General features: G+C 33.3%; 14 protein-coding genes. 9 read left to right on the top strand and 5 right to left on the bottom strand.

Features of this window, described 5'->3' with window-relative positions:
- Position 1 precedes the first annotated feature (1 nt).
- The 9 genes from M3P09_RS15615 to M3P09_RS15575 all read left to right on the top strand — a co-directional run bounded on the left by M3P09_RS15615 (position 2) and on the right by M3P09_RS15575 (position 14,103).
- Positions 2 to 1,357 (top strand): glucoamylase family protein, encoded by a 1,356-nt coding sequence (locus M3P09_RS15615; RefSeq protein WP_249973852.1) that lies wholly within the window; start codon positions 2 to 4, stop codon positions 1,355 to 1,357.
- A 3-nt stretch (positions 1,358 to 1,360) separates the two neighbouring features.
- Positions 1,361 to 2,731, top strand: a complete 1,371-nt coding sequence (locus M3P09_RS15610) for a glucoamylase family protein (RefSeq protein WP_249973851.1) — start codon at positions 1,361 to 1,363, stop codon at positions 2,729 to 2,731.
- A gap of 214 nt (positions 2,732 to 2,945) precedes the next feature.
- Positions 2,946 to 5,201, top strand: coding sequence for a glycoside hydrolase family 3 N-terminal domain-containing protein (locus M3P09_RS15605; RefSeq protein WP_249973850.1), 2,256 nt, complete (start codon positions 2,946 to 2,948; stop codon positions 5,199 to 5,201).
- A gap of 64 nt (positions 5,202 to 5,265) precedes the next feature.
- On the top strand, positions 5,266 to 6,156 hold the full coding sequence (locus tag M3P09_RS15600; RefSeq protein ID WP_249973849.1) for an alpha/beta hydrolase: 891 nt from the start codon (positions 5,266 to 5,268) through the stop codon (positions 6,154 to 6,156).
- Positions 6,153 to 7,817: a sulfatase family protein gene (locus tag M3P09_RS15595; RefSeq protein ID WP_249973848.1), complete on the top strand. Its 1,665-nt coding sequence runs from the start codon at positions 6,153 to 6,155 to the stop codon at positions 7,815 to 7,817. Before M3P09_RS15600 ends, M3P09_RS15595 begins: the two co-directional genes overlap by 4 nt.
- 131 nt (positions 7,818 to 7,948) lie before the next feature.
- Positions 7,949 to 9,334, top strand: coding sequence for a sugar porter family MFS transporter (locus M3P09_RS15590; protein WP_249973847.1), 1,386 nt, complete (start codon positions 7,949 to 7,951; stop codon positions 9,332 to 9,334).
- A 182-nt stretch (positions 9,335 to 9,516) separates the two neighbouring features.
- Positions 9,517 to 10,029, top strand: coding sequence for an azurin (gene azu, locus M3P09_RS15585; RefSeq protein WP_249973846.1), 513 nt, complete (start codon positions 9,517 to 9,519; stop codon positions 10,027 to 10,029).
- A 226-nt stretch (positions 10,030 to 10,255) separates the two neighbouring features.
- Positions 10,256 to 12,148, top strand: a complete 1,893-nt coding sequence (locus tag M3P09_RS15580) for a 3-keto-disaccharide hydrolase (protein ID WP_249973845.1) — start codon at positions 10,256 to 10,258, stop codon at positions 12,146 to 12,148.
- 2 nt (positions 12,149 to 12,150) lie between these two features.
- Positions 12,151 to 14,103 (top strand): c-type cytochrome, encoded by a 1,953-nt coding sequence (locus M3P09_RS15575; protein WP_249973844.1) that lies wholly within the window; start codon positions 12,151 to 12,153, stop codon positions 14,101 to 14,103.
- Between the two features lie 230 nt (positions 14,104 to 14,333).
- Here the strand turns inward: M3P09_RS15575 and M3P09_RS15570 are convergent, their stop codons facing one another.
- The 5 genes from M3P09_RS15570 to M3P09_RS15550 form a co-directional block, all read right to left on the bottom strand.
- Entirely contained in the window at positions 14,334 to 16,487 is a 2,154-nt protein-coding gene (locus M3P09_RS15570) for a prolyl oligopeptidase family serine peptidase (protein WP_249973843.1), read from the bottom strand.
- Between the two features lie 157 nt (positions 16,488 to 16,644).
- Positions 16,645 to 20,010 carry a ThuA domain-containing protein gene (locus tag M3P09_RS15565; protein WP_249973842.1) on the bottom strand — a complete coding sequence of 1,122 codons (3,366 nt, stop codon included), beginning with the start codon at positions 20,008 to 20,010 and terminating at the stop codon, positions 16,645 to 16,647.
- 34 nt (positions 20,011 to 20,044) lie between these two features.
- Complete coding sequence (xylA, locus tag M3P09_RS15560; protein ID WP_249973841.1) at positions 20,045 to 21,355, bottom strand: xylose isomerase; 1,311 nt, start codon at positions 21,353 to 21,355, stop codon at positions 20,045 to 20,047.
- Between the two features lie 25 nt (positions 21,356 to 21,380).
- Positions 21,381 to 22,862 carry a xylulokinase gene (locus M3P09_RS15555; protein WP_249973840.1) on the bottom strand — a complete coding sequence of 494 codons (1,482 nt, stop codon included), beginning with the start codon at positions 22,860 to 22,862 and terminating at the stop codon, positions 21,381 to 21,383.
- A 12-nt stretch (positions 22,863 to 22,874) separates the two neighbouring features.
- Entirely contained in the window at positions 22,875 to 23,897 is a 1,023-nt protein-coding gene (locus M3P09_RS15550) for a LacI family DNA-binding transcriptional regulator (RefSeq protein WP_099563019.1), read from the bottom strand.
- Between the last annotated feature and the right edge of the window lie 47 nt (positions 23,898 to 23,944).

Here is a 23,944-nt window from a genome sequence, read left to right as displayed (position 1 = left end):
TATGAAAAATAATATCATCCTTTTAATTGTTTTATTGACAGTTGTGTTCAATTGTAAAGACAATTCAAAAGAAGTCAATAAAAACAAAACAATCTCCAATTCTGAAATATTAAATGATGAGCATCTATTAGATTTAATTCAAAAGCAAACCTTTAATTATTTTTGGGATGGAGCAGAGCCAAATTCTGGACTAGCACCTGAGCGTTTGCATATGGATAATATATACCCTACATCACCAAAGCATACAGTTACCATTGGAGGTACAGGTTTTGGTATGATGGCAATATTGGTTGGAGTAAAACGAAACTTTATTACAAGAGATCAAGCATTTAAACGTTTTTCGAAAATGATTGATTTCCTAGAAAAAGCAGACCGATTTCATGGTGTATGGCCACATTGGTTAAATGGACAAACAGGTAAAATGACGCCTTTTAGCAAAAAGGATAATGGGGGTGATTTAGTGGAAACTGCATTTTTGGTACAAGGTCTATTAGCTGTTTCTGAATATTTTAAAGATGGAAATCAAGAAGAACAAAAGCTAGTATCAAAAATAGAAAAACTCTGGCATGAGGTAGAATGGGATTGGTACACAAAAGGAGAAGATGTATTGTATTGGCATTGGTCCCCAGAATATAAATGGGAAATGAACTTTCCCGTTGGAGGCTATAACGAATGTTTAATCATGTATGTTTTAGCAGCAGCATCACCAACACATCCAATTGATGCCTCAGTTTATCATAAAGGATGGGCAAGAAACGGTGATATTGTTTCTTCTGAAAAATATTATGGCGAAGATGTTATTCTTGATTATTATGAACATGATAAATCCCCTATAGGGCCTATGTTTTGGGCTCATTATTCTTATGTTGGTTTAAATCCAAGTAATTTATCAGATAAGTATGCTGACTATTGGAAATTAGTTCAAAATCAAGCAAAAATTCATCATAAGCATGCTGTTAAGAACCCAAATAATTATAAGGGTTATGGAGATAGTATTTGGGGTTTAACATCTAGTTATTCTGTAAAAGGTTATAAAGGACATCGACCAGATAAAGATTTAGGCGTTGTTGCACCAACGGCTGCCTTATCTTCTTTTCCTTATACACCAAAGGAAAGTATGAAAATGTTGAAGAAACTATATAAAGATCATGATTCTTTAATTGGAACTTATGGACCATATGATGCATTCAGTTTTCAAGATAATTGGTTTACACCTCGGTATTTGGCTATAGATCAAGGACCAATTCCAGTAATGATAGAAAATTACCGTTCAGGTATGCTATGGAATCTATTTATGAAAAATAAAGACGTTCAATCTGGACTTGATAAATTGGGTTTTACATATTCTAAAAAATAATTAATGATAAGACAATTTTACATAGTTCTTTTTGGTTTCATGATTTTTTCATGCTCTAAAGACAACGGACCTGGGTATCAAGAGCCTTACGACCCAAATGGTAATGATGATCCTGTAATTGAAAGATTGACAGACGATGAGATGATGGATTTAACTCAAAAAGAAACGTTTAAGTACTTTTGGGATTTTGCTCATACTAATTCAGGGGCAGCAAAAGAGCGGTATCACCCAGATAATCCAACATTAAATCAAAATGTGGTTACATCTGGCGGAACTGGTTTTGGCTTAATGAGTATTTTGGTTGCAATAGAGCGTGATTTTGTGACAAGAGAACAAGGTATTTCAAGATTAAATAAAATACTCGCGTTTTTAGAAAATGCTGATCGTTTCCATGGTGCATGGTCGCATTGGATTGACGGGAATTCTGGAAGTGTAATTCCTTTTAGTACAAAAGACAATGGGGGTGATTTAGTGGAAACTGCATTTTTGGTTCAAGGCTTAATCTGTATTAAAGAATATTTCAAAAACGGATCTGATGCAGAAAAAGCATTAGCTCAAAAAGCAGACGAGTTATGGAAAGGTGTTGAATGGAACTGGTATACACAAAGTCAGGATGCTTTATATTGGCATTGGAGCCCAAACTTTGATTTTGATATTAACTTAAAACTAACAGGTTATAATGAAACATTAATCACGTATATTTTGGGTGCAGCTTCACCAGATTATAGTATCACCAAAGCAGTTTACGAAAAAGGTTGGGCAAATAGCGGTAGCATTGTCTCGTCCAGTTCGCAATACAATTTTCCATTAGTCTTAAAACACGCTGGTGGTTCAAACTTTGGAGGTCCTTTGTTTTTTAGTCACTATTCCTTTTTAGGATTAAACCCTAAAAACCTAACAGACCAATATGGGAATTATTGGAATCTTGCAGTTAATCATACTAAAATTAACCGTCAATATTGCATAACTAACCCTAAAAACTATATAGATTATGGTGAAGACTGTTGGGGTTTAACAGCTAGTTATTCAAGGAATGAAGATGGTTCAATAGGGTATTCTGCCCATAGCCCAACAAACGATAAAGGTGTTGTTTCCCCTACCGCAGCTGTAAGCTCTATACCTTATACACCTAATGAATCTTTAAAAGTGATGCATTACATGTATCAAAATAAAGATAAACTTTTAGGGCCAGCAGGATTTTATGATGCTTTTAGTCCACATAATAGTTTTTGGGTTGCCGAAGCCTATTTAGCTATAGATCAAGGGCCTCAAATAGTTATGATAGAAAATCATAGAACAGGCTTATTATGGAATTTATTTATGCAGAATGAAGACGTTAAAAATGGGTTAGATAAGTTAGGGTTTAATTATTAAATAAAGTTTAAGCCAGTGTATATATTAAAATTAATACTATCAATTAGCCATGTGCGAAATATGTTCATGCATGAAAAACAACAGAGCCTTAGTATTAATTCATTTATTAAAACATTAATGCCTAATTTATAAAACGCAAACATAATAGTAGGAATTATGCATTCGTAGAGCCAGAATTATTGTCTAGCCTATTTTCAAATACAAAACATTAAAAATGATTAAAACACTAACCAAACTCAATATATTTTTATTAATTATTACTGCTTTCAGCTGTAATTCTAACGCAAAAAAAAATCAACAAAAACAATCGGAAATATCACCTTATGATACCAAAGTAGATTCTGTAATGAGTCTAATGACGTTGCAAGAAAAAATTGGTCAAACGGTGATGTATAGCGGAGGTTGGTCTGTTACTGGTCCTACAGTTAGTTCTAATAACAAAAAATATATTAAAGAGGGTAATGTTGGAGCTATGCTAAATGTGTATTCAGTAAAAGGGACCAGAGATTTACAAAAAATGGCAGTTGAAGAAACACGTTTAGGTATTCCTTTGTTATTTGGTTATGATGTTATTCATGGTTTTAAAACCATTTTCCCAATTAATTTAGGCCTGGCAGCTAGTTGGGATTTACAAGATATTGAAAAGGGATCTCGCATTGCAGCCGAAGAAGCCTCAGCTGAAGGAATTCATTGGACATTTGCACCAATGGTCGATATTGGAAGAGACCCTCGTTGGGGGCGTATTTCTGAGGGTGCAGGCGAAGATGTGTTTTTAGGAAGTGAAATTGCAAAAGCTTATGTAAAAGGATTTCAGGGTGATGATTTATCAAAGCATAATACCATTTTAGCATGCGCAAAACATTTTGTAGGCTATGGAGCTGCTCAAGCTGGTCGTGATTATCACACAGTGAACATGGGTGAAGATGAGCTCAGGAATGTTTATTTACCGCCATTTGAGGCTACTATAGAAGCTGGAGTTGAAACCTTTATGACAGCTTTTAATGAACTTAATGGTGTACCAGCCACAGGCAATAAATTTATTTTTAGAGACATTTTGAGAGGCGAATGGGGTTTTAATGGGTTTGTTGTTACTGATTATACTGCCATAAACGAATTAGTACCTCATGGTTTTGCGAAAAATGAAAAGCATGCAACCAAATTATCCATTGACGCTGGTATTGATATGGATATGATGAGTAGCGCAAATAGAAAGTATTTAGAAGAGCTAGTGAATGAGAAAAAAGTAAATATGGCACTAATTGATGACGCTTGTCGAAGAATATTATTAACCAAATTCAAATTAGGATTGTTTGATGATCCATATAGGTATTGTGATGAGCAACGTGAAAAAGAGGTGATTTACAAACCAGAGTTTTTAGAAGCTGCACGACAATCCGCAGCGATGTCTTCTGTGCTACTAAAAAATGAAGTTAAGAGCCTTCCTTTAAACGAAAAGCAAACTATTGCGCTTATAGGGCCATTAGTGAAAGACAAAGAAAATATTATTGGTAATTGGGCGGCAGCTGGTGATAGAAAAGGAAAAGCAATAAGTGTATACCAAGGTTTTCAGGAGTTTTTAGAGGCTTCAAAAATCATGTATACCAAGGGCTGTGAAATTGAAGGAGATGATGAAAGTGGATTTCAGAAGGCTATTAACTTAGCTAAAAAAGCAGATAAAATTGTAATGGTCATGGGTGAAGATTACGATATGAGTGGTGAAGCAGCCAGTAGAACTAATATAAAACTACCAGGGCGTCAAACGGATTTAATCAAAGCTATCAGAAAAGCTGTGCCTACCAAGCAAATAGTTTTAGTTTTAATGAATGGCCGCCCGCTAGACTTATCAGAAGAGCATATTCTGGTTGATGCAATATTAGAAACTTGGTTCCCTGGAACTATGGGAGGAAATGGAATAGCCGATGTTTTATTCGGAAAATACAACCCATCAGGAAAATTGCCAGTTACTTTTCCTAGAAATTTAGGGCAAGTACCTATTTATTATAATATGAAGAATACGGGACGCCCTATTCCTCTAGACAACCCTAAAGAAGACTATAAGTCTAATTATATAGACGTGCCAAATACACCTTTATTTCCCTTCGGTCATGGGCTAAGTTATACCAAATTCGAGTACTCGAATTTTGAGTTGTCAAATAATAAAATTGGATTTTCTGATACACTTACAGCTTCCGTCACAATAAAAAATTCTGGTGATTATGATGGTCATGAAATAGTACAACTGTATGTTCATGATAAGGTTGGTAGTATTACAAGACCTGTTAAGGAATTAAAGGGGTTCGAAAAAATATTTCTAAAGCAAGGTGAAAGTAAAACAGTAAGCTTCAGTATAACGGCTAAAGATTTAAAATTTTATAATAATAAAGTGTTCACTGTAGAACCTGGAGCATTTGATATAGCAATTAAAGGGACATCTGATTTTGATTTTGAGCATAGTTTTATTTTAGAATAATTAATGGTAATAACTAATAATCATAAAATGCTGCAGGAATCTATTAACATTTATAGCTTAAAAAATGATGAAGTATAAAATTTTAATATTTACTTTTTGTTTGAGTCTACTTGCGTTTTCGCAAAATAAAACAACATATACTTATGCTATTAAAGGTTTGGATACTTTAAAACTGGATGTTTATACACCAGAAAACATAAAAGATAATGATAATTTGCCTGTTGTTTTATGGATGCATGGCGGTGGTTTTTCTGGAGGAAAACGCGATAATCCAGATGAGGTAAAATTGATGAATTATTTAGCAAATCATGATTACATCGGAATTTCAATTTCTTATAGATTATTATTAAAAAACTCTAAAACGGGTTCGGGTTGTGATTGCCCGAAAACTTTAAAGCAAGACATTTTTAGACAAGCTGCTATAGACTATCTAGATGCTGCAAAGTACATTATTGATAATAAAGAAACACTACAAATAGATCCAACTAAAATTATAGCAGGAGGTAGTAGCGCAGGGGCAGAGGGCGTTTTAAATGCAGTGTATTTAAAAGCGTTTTTTGTTGACGATATTTCAAAGTATAATAATGTATCCTTTGCGGGCGTATTTTCATTAGCAGGAGCTTTGGTAAACGCTAATTACATTAATAAAAATAATGCAATACCAACTGTTTTATTCCATGGCACAGATGATAACCTTGTCCCTATAGGGCATGCACCGCATCATTACTGTTCAGAAGATAGATTGGGATATTTCCTCTTAGATGGTTCTGAGGTTATTGCAGATAAATTATATGAGATAGGAGCTTCATACTACTTTTATAAAGTTATTGGAGGCAGACATGAATTATGTCAAATACCATTTGAACAATTAGATACTGTGTTTCACTTTTTCAATAAAACAATTCATCTTAAACAAACAATTCAAACTAAAAGAATTGTAACTAAGAAACCATGAGGAAAGTAATCTATATACTTTTAGTAACAATAGCTTTTCAATCTTGTAAATCAGAAAAAAAAGAGATTACTGTAGAAATTCCAGAAAGACCAAATATTATTTTTATAATGGCTGATGATCATGCCACTCAAGCCATAAGTGCCTATGGTCATCCCATTAGCCAATTAGCTCCAACGCCTAATATTGATAGAATAGCCAAAGAAGGGGTTATATTTAGAAACAACTTTTGTACAAACTCTATTTGCGGTCCTAGTCGTGCTGTAATTTTAACAGGAAAGCATAGCCATGTAAACGGTTTTAGAATGAATGGAAATCGTTTTGACGGTAATCAACAAACCTATCCTAAGTTATTACAAAAAGCAGGTTACACAACAGCAATGTTTGGTAAATGGCATTTGCACGGTAAGCCTCAAGGCTTTGATTATTGGAACATTCTTCAAGACCAAGGGAATTATTACAACCCTAACTTTATTTCGATAAACAAACAAACTCAAATGGTTGATACGACCATGGTAGAGGGCTATGCCACTGATATTATTACAGAAGATGCCTTACAATATCTTGATAAAATTAAAGATGAAGAACAACCTTTTATGATGATGGTTCAGCATAAAGCACCTCATAGAAATTGGATGCCAGCTTTACGACATGTAAATAAATATGATGATGTTACTTTTCCTGTGCCTGACACTTATTTTGCAAATCATGAAGGTTCTACTGCTTCCATAGAACAATCACAGACGATTTATGTCGATATGTATGAAGGGCATGATTTGAAAATAACAAAAAGGAAGGGTACTCCAGAGTTAGGACATAACCCTTGGGTTACAGATTTTAAAAGGATGACACCCGAGCAGCGGATAGTTTGGGATAAAGCATATCAGAAAAAAAATGATGCTTTTCATGAAGCTAATTTATCAGGAAAAGACTTGGATTTATGGAAACTACAACGCTATTTACAAGATTATTTAGCAACCATCGTAGCTGTTGACGAAGGTGTTGGAAAAATTCTCGATTATTTAAAAACTAATGGTTTAGAAAAGAATACGATAGTGGTTTATACAACAGATCAAGGTTTTTATCTAGGTGAGAAAGGTTGGTTTGATAAGCGCTTTATGTACGAAGAATCTTTGGCGATGCCTATGTTAATGAAATATCCAAAGGTTATTAAACCTGGAACAGAAGTAACTGCATTAACTCAAAATCTTGATTTTGCAGAAACTTTTTTAGACTTTGCGCAAGTTGATATTCCAAAGGATATGCAAGGCAAATCTTTAAAGCCTCTAGTAACAGAAGTTATTGAAGATGCAGATTTTAGAGACGCTATTTATTACCATTATTATGATTTCCCAGCATTTCATATGGTAAAAAAAATGTATGGAGTGCGTACAAATCGTTATAAATTAATTCATGTATATGATGATATTGACGAATGGGAATTATATGATTTAGATAAAGACCCTAACGAAACCCATAATTTAATAAATGAAGTGAGCTATGATGTTATTGAAAAACAGCTGCGGATTAAGTTAGCTGAATTGCAAAAAGAATACCATATAACCGAAAAAGAGTTTGAACGAGCTAACCCAGAGTCAATTAAAAAATCTTATAAGAATTTTGAACGATTAAGGGGGAAACCCATAAAATCGTACACACATTAATCATATTAAATAATGAGTAAATCGTAGATGTATTAAAACTGTGAATCGAACTTTATTTTGATGATTTTGAGCCTTCAAAAAACAGATTAAGTACTCTATATAAATGATAATAATAAGCTAAAGTAGGAATCATGAATAACAAAACTTTTTTATTACTAATAACAGCAGTAACAGCATTAGGAGGACTATTATTTGGCTATGATACTGGAGTTATAAATGGAGCACAATTTTATTTAAGCAAACATTTTGATTTGGACTCAGCTATGAAAGGCTGGGTAGTAGGAAGTGCTCTGTTAGGGTGCCTTGTTGGTGCTATTATTGCAGGACCAGTAAGTATAAAATTTGGCAGAAAATATTCCTTAATAATGTCTGCTGTTTTATTTTCAATTTCAGCTTATGGTTCTGGTTTGCCTTCTATATTCCCTGAGTCAGTTTCTCTTTTGGTGTTTTTTAGAATTATTGGAGGTATTGGTATTGGTATAGCGTCTATGAATGCACCTATGTACATTGCTGAAATCGCACCAAGCAATATAAGAGGAAAAATGGTTACTTATTATCAGTTAGCAATAGTTATCGGTTTTTTTGTAGTGTTTTTGGCTACTTATTTTATTGGAAATAGTTTAACCGAAACTCAGAACATCGCCTTTGGGTGGAAACGTATGTTTTGGTCAGAATTAATACCTAGTTGTTTGTTTTTAATACTACTATTTTTTGTACCTAAAAGCCCGCGATGGTTGGCTATTAAAGGAAAAGATGAAGAAGCTCTAACAATATTAATCAAGATACATGGTTCAGAGAAAGCAAATAAAGAAATTAATGAAATAAAAGATTCCCTTAAAGCAAGTAATGATGGAGTTAAAGTAAACTATTTTTCGAAAATAGTTATAGGAATTATTGTTATTGGTACCACATTATCTGTATTACAACAGTTTACAGGAATAAATGCAGTGTTATACTACGGTGCAGATATTTTTGAAAAGGCATTGGGCTTTGGCAAAGAGGATGTTTTAGCACAACAAATACTTCTGGCATTTGTTAATCTTATTTTTACTTTCGTTGCGATGTTTACAGTAGATAAATTTGGAAGAAAACCATTAATATATATTGGAGCTATAGGAATGATAGTTGGGTTCTTATTGTTAGGTATTACTTTACAACAGCAATCGGTAGGGATAATATCACTATTGGGAGTGTTAATTTTTATAGCTTCATTCGCTCTTTCTATGGGGCCCGTTGTATGGGTTTTACTTTCAGAAATGTTTCCAAATAAAATACGTAGTGTAGCCATGTCTATAGCTGTAGCGGCACAATGGGCAGCAAATTATGTGGTTTCACAATCTTTTCCCATAGTAATGGATAGTAATGTTAATAATGGCGTCATTTGGAACGGTTCTTTACCTTATTTTATATTTATTGTATTTATTATAATTATTGTAGTTCTCACATACAAGTACATCCCTGAAACCAAAGGAAAATCTCTTGAAGAGATTGAAAAATACTGGAATAAGTCAAAGTAAACTCGATTTAACTACTACTTGTTTGATTTAAGCTTATCATTGTTAATTATCTTTTTGTTGCGTATAATTTTTTTCAGTGAATAATACTGAACAATAATATTGGGTTATATGACTATATTTGACTTTATTATCAGGGAGTCAATATCTGATTATGTGAACATTTTCAAATTAAAACACTAAAAATGAAAACAGTAAAGTATGTATTAGTATTCATTTTTTCCTGTGCAATGTTTATTGGTTGTGGAGGGAAAGAGGAAAAAAAGAAAGAAGGATTTTCATATGAAAATAAAACAAGTAAAGCAAAAAAAGCTGTTGAGGAAGATTTAAGCGAAGTAGTTATAACATCCAATGATTTAATGCAGTTTAATAGGGCTGAGATTAAAGTTAAAGCTGGAAAGAAAGTTAAATTGACACTTAGGCATATTGGTAAATTAGACAAGAAAATTATGGGGCATAATTTTGTGTTGTTAAAAAAGGGTGTTAGCATTTCTGCATTTGGAAATAAAGCTGCAACCTTTGCTAGTAATGATTATATACCTAATGACACTCAAGATGTTATAGCGCATACTAAATTAATTGGAGCAGGCGAAACTGCTGTTATAGAGTTTGATGCACCTGCACCTGGGGAATACGATTTTTTATGCAGTTTTCCGGGACATTATGCTATCATGAAAGGAAAGTTTATTGTAGAATAGTTAGTAGTAGTCTTTACCATAATATAATAGTAAAGTCTGAGGTTTTAAAACCTCAGACTTTTTTTATTTAATTAATATGACTTTAAGTGACTTATATTTTAGTATAATTTATTTCAGTGAATAATACTGAACAATAATGTAGATATAAATATCTAAATTAGATGTTTTAACAAAAAATGAAATTAGTAATTCATCTTTAGGTTAAATTATACTAAAATATATACAGATGAAAATCAGACTTTTATTAATTGCTGTTCTTTTTGGATTTAATCTATCTGCTCAAGAACAAATCAAACTTGACAATTTAAATGATTTCAAAGAACAGGCAGGAAACTGGCAAATTGTTGGTGATGTAATAGTAAATAGGCATATTGATGTCCATCACAAATCAGTAGAAGAGCACGATTCAAAAAAGAAAAAGAAAAGAAGGAAGAGAAAAAGGAATGTGGTCGAGCAGCCTAAAGCAATTAAATCAACTCCAGGAACAGGAATTCTTTTAAATATTAATGATAAAGAAAAAAGTGATGCCTTAGTTACCAATTGGGAGCATGGAGATTTATTATTAGAATTAGAAATTATGCTGCCAAAGGGCTCTAATTCTGGACTTTACTTTCAGGGCAGATATGAGCTACAGCTAAAAGATAGTTGGGGTGTTAAAATTCCCTTAGGATCTGATATGGGTGGATTTCATAATAACTGGGAAAAAGATGAAGATAAAATATTTAGAGGCATTCCTCCAACCAGCAATGCATCAAAAGCACCTGGGTTATGGCAAAAATATAAAGTTCATTTTCAAGCACCGCGCTTTAATGAAGCGGGAGATAAGATTTCGAACGCTAAATTTATTTCAGTAGATTTAAATGGTGTTCGAATTCATAGTAATGTTGAGGTTTCTACTTATACTGGAGGTCCAATTGAAAAGAATGAAGTCGCTAAAGGTCCTTTGTTAATTCAAGGAAATCATGGACCAGTTGCAATTCGGAATTTTAAATACCAATTGCTAAAAGAATCTTCTGTAACACTAGCATCGCTTTCATACGTTACTTATAAGGGTGCTTTTAAGGGGTTAGACGAGTTGAATGATCGCGCTAAAGTGTCATCAGGAAAGGCTAATAAAATTGATGTTCTAAGTGCTGGTGAAGAAGATGAATATGGTATTATGTATATAGGAACTTTAAATGTTGAAGATGAAGACGATTATACTATTAGTGTTGGTTATACAGGAGGCGTTAAATTAATTGTTGATAATAAAAAGGTTGTAGAAGACAATTCTTCGAGCGGACAAGGACTATTGAAAGGAGATGTGAAATTAACAAAAGGAGAGCATAAATTTATTCTCATTAATATAAAATCTGCTGGTTGGAGAGCGCCACGATTAGGGCTATCTATTAAAAGCAAATCAACAAATTCGAAAGATTTTCATACCTATGATTCTTATCCGCCAAATATAAATACGGTATCTCCAATTTTTGTTCAGCCAGATTCTAAACCACGTTTATTAAGAGCTTTTGTAAGTTTTAATGGTGATGGAAAACGATTATCACACACCATAGGTATTGGCACACCAGAAGGGGTAAATTATATTTACGATTTAGGTGCAGGAAACCTTGTTGGTGTTTGGCGAGGTGATTTTGTAGACGCAACGCCCATGTGGCACAGCCGAGGTGATGGATCGTTTAGACCAAAAGGAGCCGTTCAATGGATCTTTTTAAATCAACCCATAGCTCAGCTTTCAAGTTTGGTTGAGGCATTTCCAGATACAGGATTAGCACCGGATTTCGTTTCTAAAGGTTATACAATTGATAAAACTTCTGGGTTACCTGTGTTTAAATATCGATATAAAGATGTTGATATTGAAAACAGGATAACATCAGATAGTAATAATAATTATGTTGTCAATGATATTCAATTTTCAAAATCTGGATTAACAAACTGGTATTGCAAATTGGCTTCTGGCAAAGTGAAAAAAATGACTGACGGCTCTTATCTTGTAGAAGAACAACAGTATTATGTAAAAGTATTAACAGGCCAAACACCAGTAGTACGAGAAGCTAACGGAGAAACAGAATTGATAATTCCTGTTGATGGTAGTAAAATTAAATATGAAATAATTTGGTAGACATGATGAACAAAATAATTCATAATAAAACAAATAGTATTAAAATTGTAGTATTACTGATTGTGATTGGTTTTACTCAAATTGTAATAGCTCAAAACGCTCCTAAAGAAGAAGATTATTATCGTATAACTAAAGTTCCAACTCCTGAGGGTATTAAAGTTGAAGGAGGAGGTGTATTGTCGCTTCCAGATGGAAGTATAGCCGTTTGTACCAGACGTGGAGATGTTTGGATTATTGAAAACCCAACTATGGGGAATGGCACATCATCTAAGTTTATAAAATTTGCATCTGGGTTACACGAACCATTAGGGTTAGCTTATCGCGATGGAGCATTATATACAGCACAGCGAGGAGAGCTTACTAAACTTGTAGATACAGATGGAGATAGAATTGCAGATGTTTATCAAACCATTTACGCATGGCCATTATCAACACACTATCACGAATATTCTTTTGGTCCAATATTGGCACCAGACAATGCCTTTTTTGTAACAGCAAATGTCGCTTTTGGAAATGAAGAATGGTGGCGAGGAGAAAGTCGTGTACCATGGCGAGGATGGACGATGAAAATTTATGAGGATGGACGTATGGAACCTTGGGCAACAGGAATGCGTTCTCCTGCCGGTTATGGTCTTATTGATGGAGAATTGTTCTATACCGATAATCAAGGAGATTGGGTAGGCTCTGGAGGCTTATGGCACTTGCCTAAAGGCGTGGTTACTGCACATCCAGCAGGACTTAAATGGAGTGGGCATAAAGACTCTCCTATAAAGCTTACGGAAGCGGAATTTTATAATAAGATAGATAAGCGTCAAATTAAAAAGAATGGACGCTACGTAAAGCCCGAAAATATTATAGATGAAAAAGATCCAGATTTTGTTTATGAAGCAAAAGAATCTTTTCCAGAAATGCAATTACCAGCTGTAGTTTTACCTCACGGTATTTTAGGGATCTCAAACTCGGAAGTGAAAGTAGATGAGACTGAAGGTAAATTTGGACCATTTAGTGGACAAATATTGGTTGGCGATATGGGGCAAAGTAAAATAATGCGTGTGGTTCTTGAAAAAGTAAAAGGAGAATATCAAGGTGTTGCTTTCGATTTTAGATCGGGCTTTCAGTCTGGGGTAATGCGTATGGATTTTGACCAAAGTGGAAACCTTTTTGTTGGGGAAACCAATAGAGGATGGGGGTCAGCCGGAACTACAAATTCTGGTTTGGAATACCTAACATGGACAGGTCGCGTTCCTTTTGAAATGAAAACAGTAAAATCAATGCCTGATGGTTTTGAGATTGAATTCACAAAACCTGTTGATAAAAGTTCGGCAGAAGATTTAGACTCTTATAAAGGCAAAAGTTATATCTATAAATACCATGCTGCTTATGGAAGCCCACAGGCAAACTTGGAAACTATTAATTTAAAAGGCGTTAATGTAAGTGATGATGGTTATAAGGTTCGTATTGTTACAGATAATTTAAGACCGTTTTATGTGCACGAAATAACCTTATCTGGCGTTAAGGAAAAAGAATCGGGCCAGTTAACTTTACACCCAACATTCTACTATACTTTAAATAATATAGCTGAAGGCGACAAATTAGAATTATCTCAACTTTCAACAAAACGGTCATCTCGTATTAAAAAGAAAGTGGTTAAAAAAACTAGAGTTAGTAAAACTACAGTAGCTAAGAAAAAGAAGACTGTTTTAACAGATGCTCAAGTGCAACCTCTTTTAACTAATAATACCTGTGTGGCATGCCATCATAAAGAAAAAAGACTTGTTGGCCCTTCTTTTAAATTAATTGCAAAACGTAATTATACCGATGAGGAAATAGTGAAACTTATTTATAATCCGCAGCCTAAAAACTGGCCAGAGTATGCAACACCTATGGCGCCAATGCCTCAAGTCCCAAAAGCAGAGGCTCTTAAAATAGCAGCTTGGATTAATTCTTTGAAGTGATGGTTTAATTTTTTTTTATTAGTTTAAACAAGAGTAGAAAAGTAAGATTTGTCTAAAAATGGAGAAGGGCTAATGGCGAATTTTAGAGTTTTATTCATTACAAATAACGAAATTTTAAAAGAACAATAATTCGGGAGGTTTAATGTTATTACATTATTGCGCTTTATTTCAAATAAATAAAACTATTTTAAGAAGCATAGATATATAGTCTTAACTAAATCTAAATTATTCTAAAACAATTGTTCATATAAAAATGCATATTTGTATAATGTTTTATCTACCCAATCATTAGAAGTCAATGCCCCACCATGTCCTGCTCCTGGTATAAGATACATTAAGTACAATGATTTTGGATTTGCTTTTTCTTGAAGAGTGGCCAAAAACTTATATGTATGAAAAGGAGGTACTCTGTCATCTTGATCTCCAGTTATTAATAGAGTATTAGGATAACTAACTCCTCTTTCTATATTATGTAGTGGAGAATATGATCTTAAATTTTTAAAATCAGTTAAATCTGAAATATCACCAAACTCATTAATATTCGTAGCAACTGAACCTACTGTATATTTTCCTAATCGTAACATATCATAAGGCCCTGCCTCAGCTACAACGGCTTTAAATAAATCTGGTCTTTGTATCGCTGCTGCACTTACCAATAAACCACCATGAGATTTTCCATTTGAACCCAATTTTTCATTATTTGTATAGTTCTCGTTAATAAGATACTCTGCAGCACCTATAAAATCATCAATAGCATTCTGCTTTTTTAATCTTCTACCTTCCTCACTCCAGTTTGAACCTTCGGCCCCTCCACCTCTTACATTTGGAACAGCTAAAACTCCGCCATGAAGCAACCAAAGTGTTAATGACTCATTGAAAGAAGGCTCAACAGTATGTCCGTAACCTCCATAACCATATAATAAGGTTGGATTATTACCATCTAACTTTGTATTCTTCAAACACGTAATATACATAGGTATTTCAATACTATCTTTAGACATATATTTCACATATCTTGTTTCTAAAGATTCAGCATCATATGGAACTGAAATTACTGCACTTGGTTTAAACGTAAGGTCGTCTAAAGATAATTGATACCATAAATCAGGGTGAAAAAAAGATGAAACACTAAAATCAGTATACTTTACGTTTTCATTTTCTTCATAGAAATAGTTTACTTTTTTTCCTTCAGGAAAATCTATCTTTTTGAGTAATTCTCCATTCAAACTATAGATTAAAATTAAACTCCTATTATTGTCTCGATAAACACAGGCTATTTTATCTTTTCCCAGACGATTAACTTCTTTTAGTATAATATCATATTCAGGTACTAATTCTTTTGGTTGATTTGGTTTATTTAAATCAACTATTAGGACCCTTCCATTTGAAGCTCCCCAATTTGTTTTTAAAACAACCTTGTCTCCAAAAACTTCATTAATTTTAACTCTTATATTATCTTGACTAGGATAAATCAGAAATGGTTTTAATTCTAAATATCCAGAATTTACATCACCAATAGATAATGCCATATAGGTGTTTTTCCCCCTTTTAAAGGAGTTATATAAAAAAAGTAGCTCATTATTTTTGACAAAGCGAAAACTGTTGACCCCAGTATTGTCAGAATTTATATATAATAAAGTGTCTTCACTCTGAGGAGACTCTATCTTATGGTAATACAATTTTTGTCCTTTTGCTTTGTCTAAAAGCTCTCGCCCTTGTTTTGGTTCATCGTATCGATCATAATAGATACTTCTTTTTTTCCAAATAACGCTACTGCCAGCTCTTAAATATTTTAAAGAATTATGTATTTTTTGACCATTTTTTAAGTTAAAAAAATATAGTTCGTGCCAATCACTTCCGTTATGAGAAATCTTAATAGCAATTAAATCATCATCCTCATTTATATATCTTCCTTCAATAGATATATGATCATTTTTATCCTTTCTTAACTTTTTAACATCAACTAACATTTTATAATTACCTTCTCCTCTTACCCTATATAATAAGTCAGGGAAACGGTTTGAGCTACGAGTTTTATATTTAAATTCATATTTACTCTTGTCAACTTTTTCCTTTTCAATGTATCCTTCTAACTGTTCCCTTTCAACATAATTGTACATTGTTCCGATTTGATTTCTTAAAGCTAATGTACTTAAGTGCTTATTTTTTATTTTTTTAGTCAGCTTACTCTGAATTTCAAGCCAATCCAAGAGTTTAGGGCTATTGCTATTTTCCATCCATTGGTATGGGTCTCCAATAGATGAATCAAAATAAACGTCTTCTGTAGATTCTTTTATAGCATTTGGATAATTATAAGTTTTTTGACCAAAAGACAAATAATGATTAGCTATTAATATCAATATAAAACCTGTTTTAAAACTCATAAAATTATAATTCAACATAAAAGACGTAAACAATAATAAGCATAATTTTATTTCGTTTTTGAATTATATTAGTTTAATCTTAGATAAAGTAGAAACAAACATACTTTTTTTAGGGTCTTCACTAAATCTTAAGACTTCCGCACATTATTTATAATAACTACTTGTGTTTATAATTCAACAATATCCAATTCGCGTTTGCTATGTATTGCTCTTTATCTTTCTCATTTTTAAATACAAGGAATAATGAAGCCTTATCTGTTTTAGGTTTTACAGGTATTTTGTAATACTTCATAATACCTTTATCTTTGTTGAAATACTTTAAGTGTGTTTTACCAATAAGATTTCCGTTAGGCGAGCCTTCTCTAATTTCAACATCACCTTCATAAGCATAGTTACCAGCAAAAAACACAGATAATTTTATACTTTCTAAGCCTTTTAAAGGCAGTGTGTCGAATTTTAAATAGGAATTGTGAAGAATAGAACCTACAAGGTTTTGCCCATCAGCACTCCAACCTCCTAAGCCATTACTTTTTTCAATAGCATCTTCAGCTTCAATTTTAGGTGCTTTAAAAATAATTTGCTCCCTGGTAGATAGATTAGACTCTGGTTGATCTTCGTTACCATTATCAAGATAAGAAGCCATTAAAACATACATGCCTTCATTTTTACTCCCTATATGCTTATCAAACGTTATTGTGCCCTTTATTGGCAGTTGCTTTTTAGCTGCAGCATGATCTGGTTTTAGTGATAAAATGTATTTAACCATTTTATCAACTTCATTTTGGTTTAATTGTGGATGAGCAGACATCATGGTTTCTCCCCATACACCAGCTCCTCCTTTTATAACTTTACTTATTAAATAGCCAACATCATCGGATGTGTATTTTTCTGCAATCTCGATATAGCTAGGCCCGTTTACCTTTTCTTTATCGGCATGACAGGCTTTACAATCGCTTCCATCTATAAGTTTCCTGCCTTCTGGTACTGTGTTTTGTTGATGCCCTAAAGTCGCTTTTATTAAATCGTTTCCTTCAGGAATATAATCTAAAGTCACCTTTATTTTATTAGCATCTATAGAGCCATCTGTAGTGCTACCATCTTGCTTGTCTTTAACTGTTACGGAATAATTTACTTTTTTGTAATCCCAAAAAGACGTGTTTTCAGGGTCTATTTGGATGATTAGTTCTGGAGGATCATTACCTACCAAAAGTTTCGTTTCTGCAGTATCTGTTTTTCCTTTTTTATCTGTTACTGTTAAGCTTACGGTATAAGTCCCAGATTCATTAAAAGTAAATGAAGGGTTTAACTCTGTTGATTGTACTTCATCATTAGTAAAAGACCACTTATAAGTTAGTTTGTCGTTATCGTAATCTAAAGATTCTGATGCTGAGAATTGAACAGTCAGCGGTGTTGCACCTACCTTTTTATCATTAGTGATTTTTGCTATAGGCTTTCTGTTTCCTTTTATAAATGATATTCTGTTTAAGCGAGCATCTAGGTTTTGAGAATTCCATTTTTGACCATATTCTAAAACATATAGGTTACCATCCTGACCAAAAATCATATCCATAGGATGCGAAAATTCGGTGTTAGGCATAAACGGTTCTGCTTTTTTATAATTATGTTTTTTGTCAAGTGTAACCACATAAATCCAATCTCTCATCCATTCATATACAATAAGTTTTCCTTCAAAATATTTAGGAAACATATATTCATTCCCCTTGGGATGATTTGAAGCGTGAAAAACAGGTCCTGCCATAGGGTTTACGCCACCAACCCCTAACCATGGAAATTCTTCTGATTTATCATAGGAATACCAGATTAATGATTCTTGTGCTTCAGGGAGTTCTTTTAATCCCGTATTGTTTGGAGAATCATTGACTAAGTGATTAGGGTTAAATTTTGCTCCCGATTCTTGAGTTGTAAAATTATAATCGTTATATACTTGATTGTTTCCTCTAGTATAAGGCCACCCCCAAAACCCTGCTTTTCTCGCTTGGTCAAATTCGCCCATACCTTTTGGACCTCTATTTGGATTGCCTACACCTGCATCTGGACCAACGTCTCCCCAATAAAGATAGCCAGTTTCACTATCAATAGATGGTCTGAATGGGTTTCTACAACCCATAACGTAAATTTCAGGTTTAGTGTTTGGTGTGCCTTCAGGAAAAAGATTTCCCTTAGGTATGGAATACGTACCATCGTCTTCAGGCTTAATTCTCAATATTTTTCCTCTAAAATCATTAGTGTTCGCAGCCGATTTTTGAGCATCCCATAGCGCTCTTTCTGGGCGCTCATCAATAGGAGCATAGCCAGAGGATTCGAAAGGATTTGTATTATCTCCAGAAGTAATGAATAGGTTTCCATCTGGACCAAATTCTAATGCACCTCCACTATGGCAACATTCTCTTATAGTAGGAATTTTGAGGAGTATTTTTTCAGAATCAAGGTTTAAAGTTTTATCTATTAAATCAAATCGAGAGATGTATTGCAGAGGTTCGTCTCCAGGTGCCGAATAAAACAAATAAATCCAATGATTCTTTTTGTAGTTTGGGTCTACTGCTAAACCAAGTAATCCGTCTTCATTTCCATAAAAAAGATCAATCTGAGCAATGGTTTCGGTCTGTTCTGTTTTAAAATCAAATAGTTTTAATGCTCCACGGCGCTCAATGAATAAAATACCTTCTCCCGGTAGCTCATCTAACTCCATAGGTTCATTAAGGTTAAAGTCGAGGACTTGTTTGACAAAACGATTTTCAGGAGGTACACGGTCTGACGTTGCTTTTCTATAATCTAGATTATTATTGCCAATAGCATATGTAATACCTCCTAATAAATGATTTAAAAATAAAGGGTTTGTATAAGTATCATCGGTATGTCCCATTTCGGTGTAAAAAGCACAACCTCCATCAAAATTATGGTACCAAGAAATAGGGTGGTTTTCGCCATTGGTTCCGCCTTCATAAGTGGTTTCGTCAATGGTGATTAGCACATTAATGTCTGGGTTGATGTCTTTAAAATTGTACCATTCATCTTCCTTTACCCATGTATCTTCAAGATTCTTGGTCGATTTATGATTTTTGTCTATAACATTAAGAGTTGCCTCTTGTATTCTTGGATGACCTTCAAAATAAGCCCCTACAAGCTTGTTATACCAAGGCCAATCGTATTCGGTGTCTGTAGCAGCGTGTATACCCACAAAACCACCACCTGCTTGTATATAGCGCTCAAAATCGGCTTGCTGTTCGTAATTTAAAATATTACCTGTTGTATTTAAGAAAACGACTGCGGAAAATTGTTTTAATGAATCTTCTACAAAATAATTAGAATCTTCAGTGGCAATGACTTGAAGCTCATTTTCTTCTCCTAGCTTTTTTAATGCAGCTACTCCGGCCTCTATAGAACCGTGTCTGAAACCTTCTGTTTTACTAAACACAAGTATTCTTTTTTCTTTTGTACTACATGATGCCAACATAATAGTTATGATGAGAATTAAAAAGGGTTTTATTAGTTTAGGTTTCATTTTAAAAAAGTTAAGTTTAATTTAATACTTCTTGTTATATATAGCTGTTTATTAGTTGCTCTAATAATTCTTGTTTGCCGCTTTTTAATTCTGGCTCCCCATGTTTTGAAGCTAACTGATTGAGATCTAGTAAGCTTAGTTTACCTTGTTCAAAATCTTTACCCGGTCCAGAATTAAACGAATCGTACCTTTTTTTCTTCATATCCAGATAAACAGAATCTGATAGTATTTTTTCTGCAGTTACAAGTGCTCTAGCAAATGTGTCCATACCACTAATATGAGCGATAAATAAATCTTCCATATCTGTAGAATTTCGTCTTGTTTTTGCATCAAAATTAATACCACCATGTTCAAAGCCATTGTTTTGTAATATTATCATCATAGCTTCTGTTACTTCATAAATATTGGTAGGAAATTCATCAGTATCCCAACCATTTTGATAATCACCTTTATTAGCATCAATACTTCCTAACATATTAGCATCTGATGCTACTTGTAATTCATGTGCGAAAGAATGCCCTGCTAATGTTGCATGGTTAACTTCTAAATTTAATTTAAAATCGTTATTCAAATCAAATTTGTTTAGAAAGCCTAATACCGTAGCTGCATCAAAATCATATTGATGTTTGGTAGGCTCCATGGGTTTAGGTTCTATAAAAAATGTGCCTTTAAATCCTTGAGCCCTTGCATAATCTCTTGACTTGGTTAAGAACATAGCTAAATGCTCTATTTCTTTTTTCATATTGGTATTAAGCAACGACATATAACCTTCTCTTCCTCCCCAAAATACATAGCCAGAACCATCAAGGGCTATAGTGGCATCAATAGCGTTTTTTACTTGAACCGCTGCCTTGGTTAGTACATTAAAATCTGGATTAGTTGCGGCACCATTCATGTAACGAGGATTAGAAAATACATTTGCTGTACCCCAAAGTAATTTAATACCATATTCTGTTTGTTTGTTTTGAGCATAAGGCAATATTTTGTGTAAGCGTTTTTCAATTTCAAAAACACTTCCATCTCCTACTAAATCGGTGTCATGGAAGCAATAAAAAGGAATACTAAGTTTGTCAATAAACTCAAATGCTGCATCCATTTTATGCTTTGCTGCGGTTAAAGGATCATTATTTGCAGCTGCCCAAGGAAATATTTTTGTTCCTGGACCAAATGGGTCTCCACCTTCACCGCAGAAGGTATGCCAATAAGAAACAGCAAACTTTAAATGGGCTTTCATTGTTTTGCCATTAATGACCTGGTTTTCATCGTACCATTTGAAAGAAAGAGGGTTTTTAGAATGTCTTCCTTCAAATTTAATTTTATTAATTTTTGGAAAGTATGTGCTCACTTTTATATGATTTTTAGGTTATCGATTATTTTATGTTTTGTAATTCTTTTTTCCAATTTTGATAAGCGTCTTCTAATTTAGATTGCATTTCTTTATTTGGTTGGATTGTCTCAAGTTTTTTAAAACGGCTAAAAGCTTCGTCTGAAGACTTGTAAACCCCAGAGCTAATACCGCTACCTATAGCTGCTCCAATAGCACCATCAGTATTATAGATGTCGATTTGTGCTCCAGATAGAGTAGCCAAAGTTTCTTTAAAAATGTTACTTTGAAACATATTACTATTTCCTGCTTTTATAACATTTAACTTTAGCCCCATGGATTTCATTATATCAATTCCATATTGAAAAGAAAAAACAATGCCTTCTTGTGCGGCTCGTAATAAATGAGCTTTTTTGTGAATGTTAAAATTAAGATGTTTCCATGTACAGCCTATATTTACATCTCCTAAAATTCGTTCTGCACCATTTCCAAAAGGAAATACCTGTAACCCATTTGACCCTACATCCACAGTTGCAGCTATTTCATTTATTTCAGAGTAGCTTAATCCATTGGTTATATTTTTCCGAAGCCATGCATTTAATATTCCTGTACCATTAATACAAGCTAACACGCCGTATCGTGGTTGCTCAATTTTATAATTAACATGAGAAAATACATTAACACGGGAAAGTAAATCAGGCTTTACTTCATCAAAAACACCATAAATAACACCAGATGTTCCTGCTGTTGCTGCAATTTCACCAGGCTTTAAAACATTTAATGATAAGGCATTATTGGGCTGATCTCCCGATTTGTATGAAACTGGAATACCAGCGGGAAGCCCTAATTGATTTGCAATTTCGTTTGTAATTGTTCCATGTGAACTAAAAGTTTCATGAATTTCTGGAATTAAAGTGCTATCAAAACCATAATGTTTTAAAAGTGTCAGTGATATTTTATGTTCTTTAAAATTCCAAAAAACACCTTCAGATAAACCACTTACGGTTGTAGTGATTTTATTTGTTAATTTCATTGCAATAAAGTCTCCTGGAAGCATTATTTTGTATATACGTTCAAAAATTTCAGGCTCATTGTCTTTAACCCATTTTAGTTTTGATGCGGTAAAGTTTCCAGGAGAATTTAAAAAATTTTCTAAGCAATAATCTTGTCCTAAAACATTAAAAGCTTCTTTACCAATTTCTGATGCACGACTATCGCACCAAATAATAGACGGTCTAAGAACTTGTTTGTTTTTATCAACTAAAACAAGACCATGCATTTGATAAGAAATACCTATTGCGGTTATAAGTGATTTATCTATTTGAGTGTTTTCTATTAATTTTGGAATTATTAATTTCACATAGTTCCACCAGAGTTCTGGATCTTGTTCTGCCCAACCATTGTGATGTGCAATAATATTCATTTCGTCTTTAGGTTCGAAATTTTGAGCTAATACAACACCATCAGAAGCTTGTAACAAACTTGCTTTGATAGATGAAGAACCAATATCTAATCCTAGTAAATACATAGTTAAATTAGTTTATTTTTTTGTTGAATCGCGATGCTTTAAGCGTGTTGCAATAACTTTAGTTTCATAAGGTTTTTTCGTAGTTTTGTTTTCAATTCTATCAATTAATAATTCTGCTGCCATTTTTCCCATATTGTAGCCGTGTTGAATAACAGCCGTTATAGAAGGAGATGAATATTCAGAAATTAAACCATTTACAAAGCTTATTAATGAAATATCTTCTGGTATTTTTAATCCTTTTTTTAAAGCCAACTTTATTGCTATGGCTGCAAAATCTTCTTTAACTGCAAAAATGGCATCTGGAAGCGGATTTAAATTGAAAATCTTTTCAATTTGTTTAAAAAGATCTTTTTCTTCATCGACTTCAAAAATTAATGAACGATTCTCTTTAATACCATACTCGTCTAGCGCCATACAATAACCCATTTTACGCTCTTTTCCTATATTGATGTATGGTTTAAAATTAATTAATGCAATTCGCTTACAGCCAGATTTAATTAATGTTTTTGTAGCATTATAAGCTCCACCTATATCATCAGCTTTTACCATATCGCAGCCAATAAAATCTTCGGTTCTATCAAATAAAACCATAGGTAGATGATTGTTTTTTATATTGAATAAATGATCGTAATGACCTTTTTTTTGTGTGCCTGAAGAAATGGAAATTAATAACCCATCTACACTGCCTGAAGTTAGAAGTTTTATGTTCTTGACTTCTTCTATATAGGATTCATTAGACAAACAAATCATTACTTGATAACCACGTTTCTTTGTCATATAATCAATGCCTTTAATAACTGTTGTAAAGAAATGATTTGTTATTTCAGGAATAACAACACCAATAACTTTAGAAACATTTTTACGCAGATTTATAGCGCGTGCATCGGGTTGGTAATTTAATAATTTAGAAAAGGCTTGTATTTTTTTTCGAGTTTCTTTGCTTATTCTCGGATTGTCTTTTAATGCTTTTGAAACCGTAGAAACAGAAACACCAAGCTCTTCAGCAATGCTTTTCATGGTTGTTTTAGGTTTCATACTTAAGCTTATTTTAAGTTTTTTCTTTTTATACCAAACTTTATGAT

The organism is Jejuia spongiicola, from assembly GCF_023502325.1.
In the GTDB taxonomy this organism is placed as follows: Bacteria; Bacteroidota; Bacteroidia; order Flavobacteriales; family Flavobacteriaceae; genus Wocania_A; species Wocania_A spongiicola.
This window is presented reverse-complemented; position numbering and strand designations above follow the sequence as displayed.

Excerpts from the sequence above, each read along its gene's own strand:
- M3P09_RS15615 (WP_249973852.1), top strand. The coding sequence starts at position 2 with ATGAAAAATAATATCATCCTTTTAATTGTTTTATTGACAGTTGTGTTC.
- M3P09_RS15610 (WP_249973851.1), top strand. The coding sequence starts at position 1,361 with ATGATAAGACAATTTTACATAGTTCTTTTTGGTTTCATGATTTTTTCA.
- M3P09_RS15605 (WP_249973850.1), top strand. The coding sequence starts at position 2,946 with ATGATTAAAACACTAACCAAACTCAATATATTTTTATTAATTATTACT.
- M3P09_RS15600 (WP_249973849.1), top strand. The coding sequence starts at position 5,266 with ATGATGAAGTATAAAATTTTAATATTTACTTTTTGTTTGAGTCTACTT.
- M3P09_RS15595 (WP_249973848.1), top strand. The coding sequence starts at position 6,153 with ATGAGGAAAGTAATCTATATACTTTTAGTAACAATAGCTTTTCAATCT.
- M3P09_RS15590 (WP_249973847.1), top strand. The coding sequence starts at position 7,949 with ATGAATAACAAAACTTTTTTATTACTAATAACAGCAGTAACAGCATTA.
- azu (WP_249973846.1), top strand. The coding sequence starts at position 9,517 with ATGAAAACAGTAAAGTATGTATTAGTATTCATTTTTTCCTGTGCAATG.
- M3P09_RS15580 (WP_249973845.1), top strand. The coding sequence starts at position 10,256 with ATGAAAATCAGACTTTTATTAATTGCTGTTCTTTTTGGATTTAATCTA.
- M3P09_RS15575 (WP_249973844.1), top strand. The coding sequence starts at position 12,151 with ATGATGAACAAAATAATTCATAATAAAACAAATAGTATTAAAATTGTA.
- M3P09_RS15570 (WP_249973843.1), bottom strand. The coding sequence starts at position 16,487 with ATGAGTTTTAAAACAGGTTTTATATTGATATTAATAGCTAATCATTAT.
- M3P09_RS15565 (WP_249973842.1), bottom strand. The coding sequence starts at position 20,010 with ATGAAACCTAAACTAATAAAACCCTTTTTAATTCTCATCATAACTATT.
- M3P09_RS15555 (WP_249973840.1), bottom strand. The coding sequence starts at position 22,862 with ATGTATTTACTAGGATTAGATATTGGTTCTTCATCTATCAAAGCAAGT.
- M3P09_RS15550 (WP_099563019.1), bottom strand. The coding sequence starts at position 23,897 with ATGAAACCTAAAACAACCATGAAAAGCATTGCTGAAGAGCTTGGTGTT.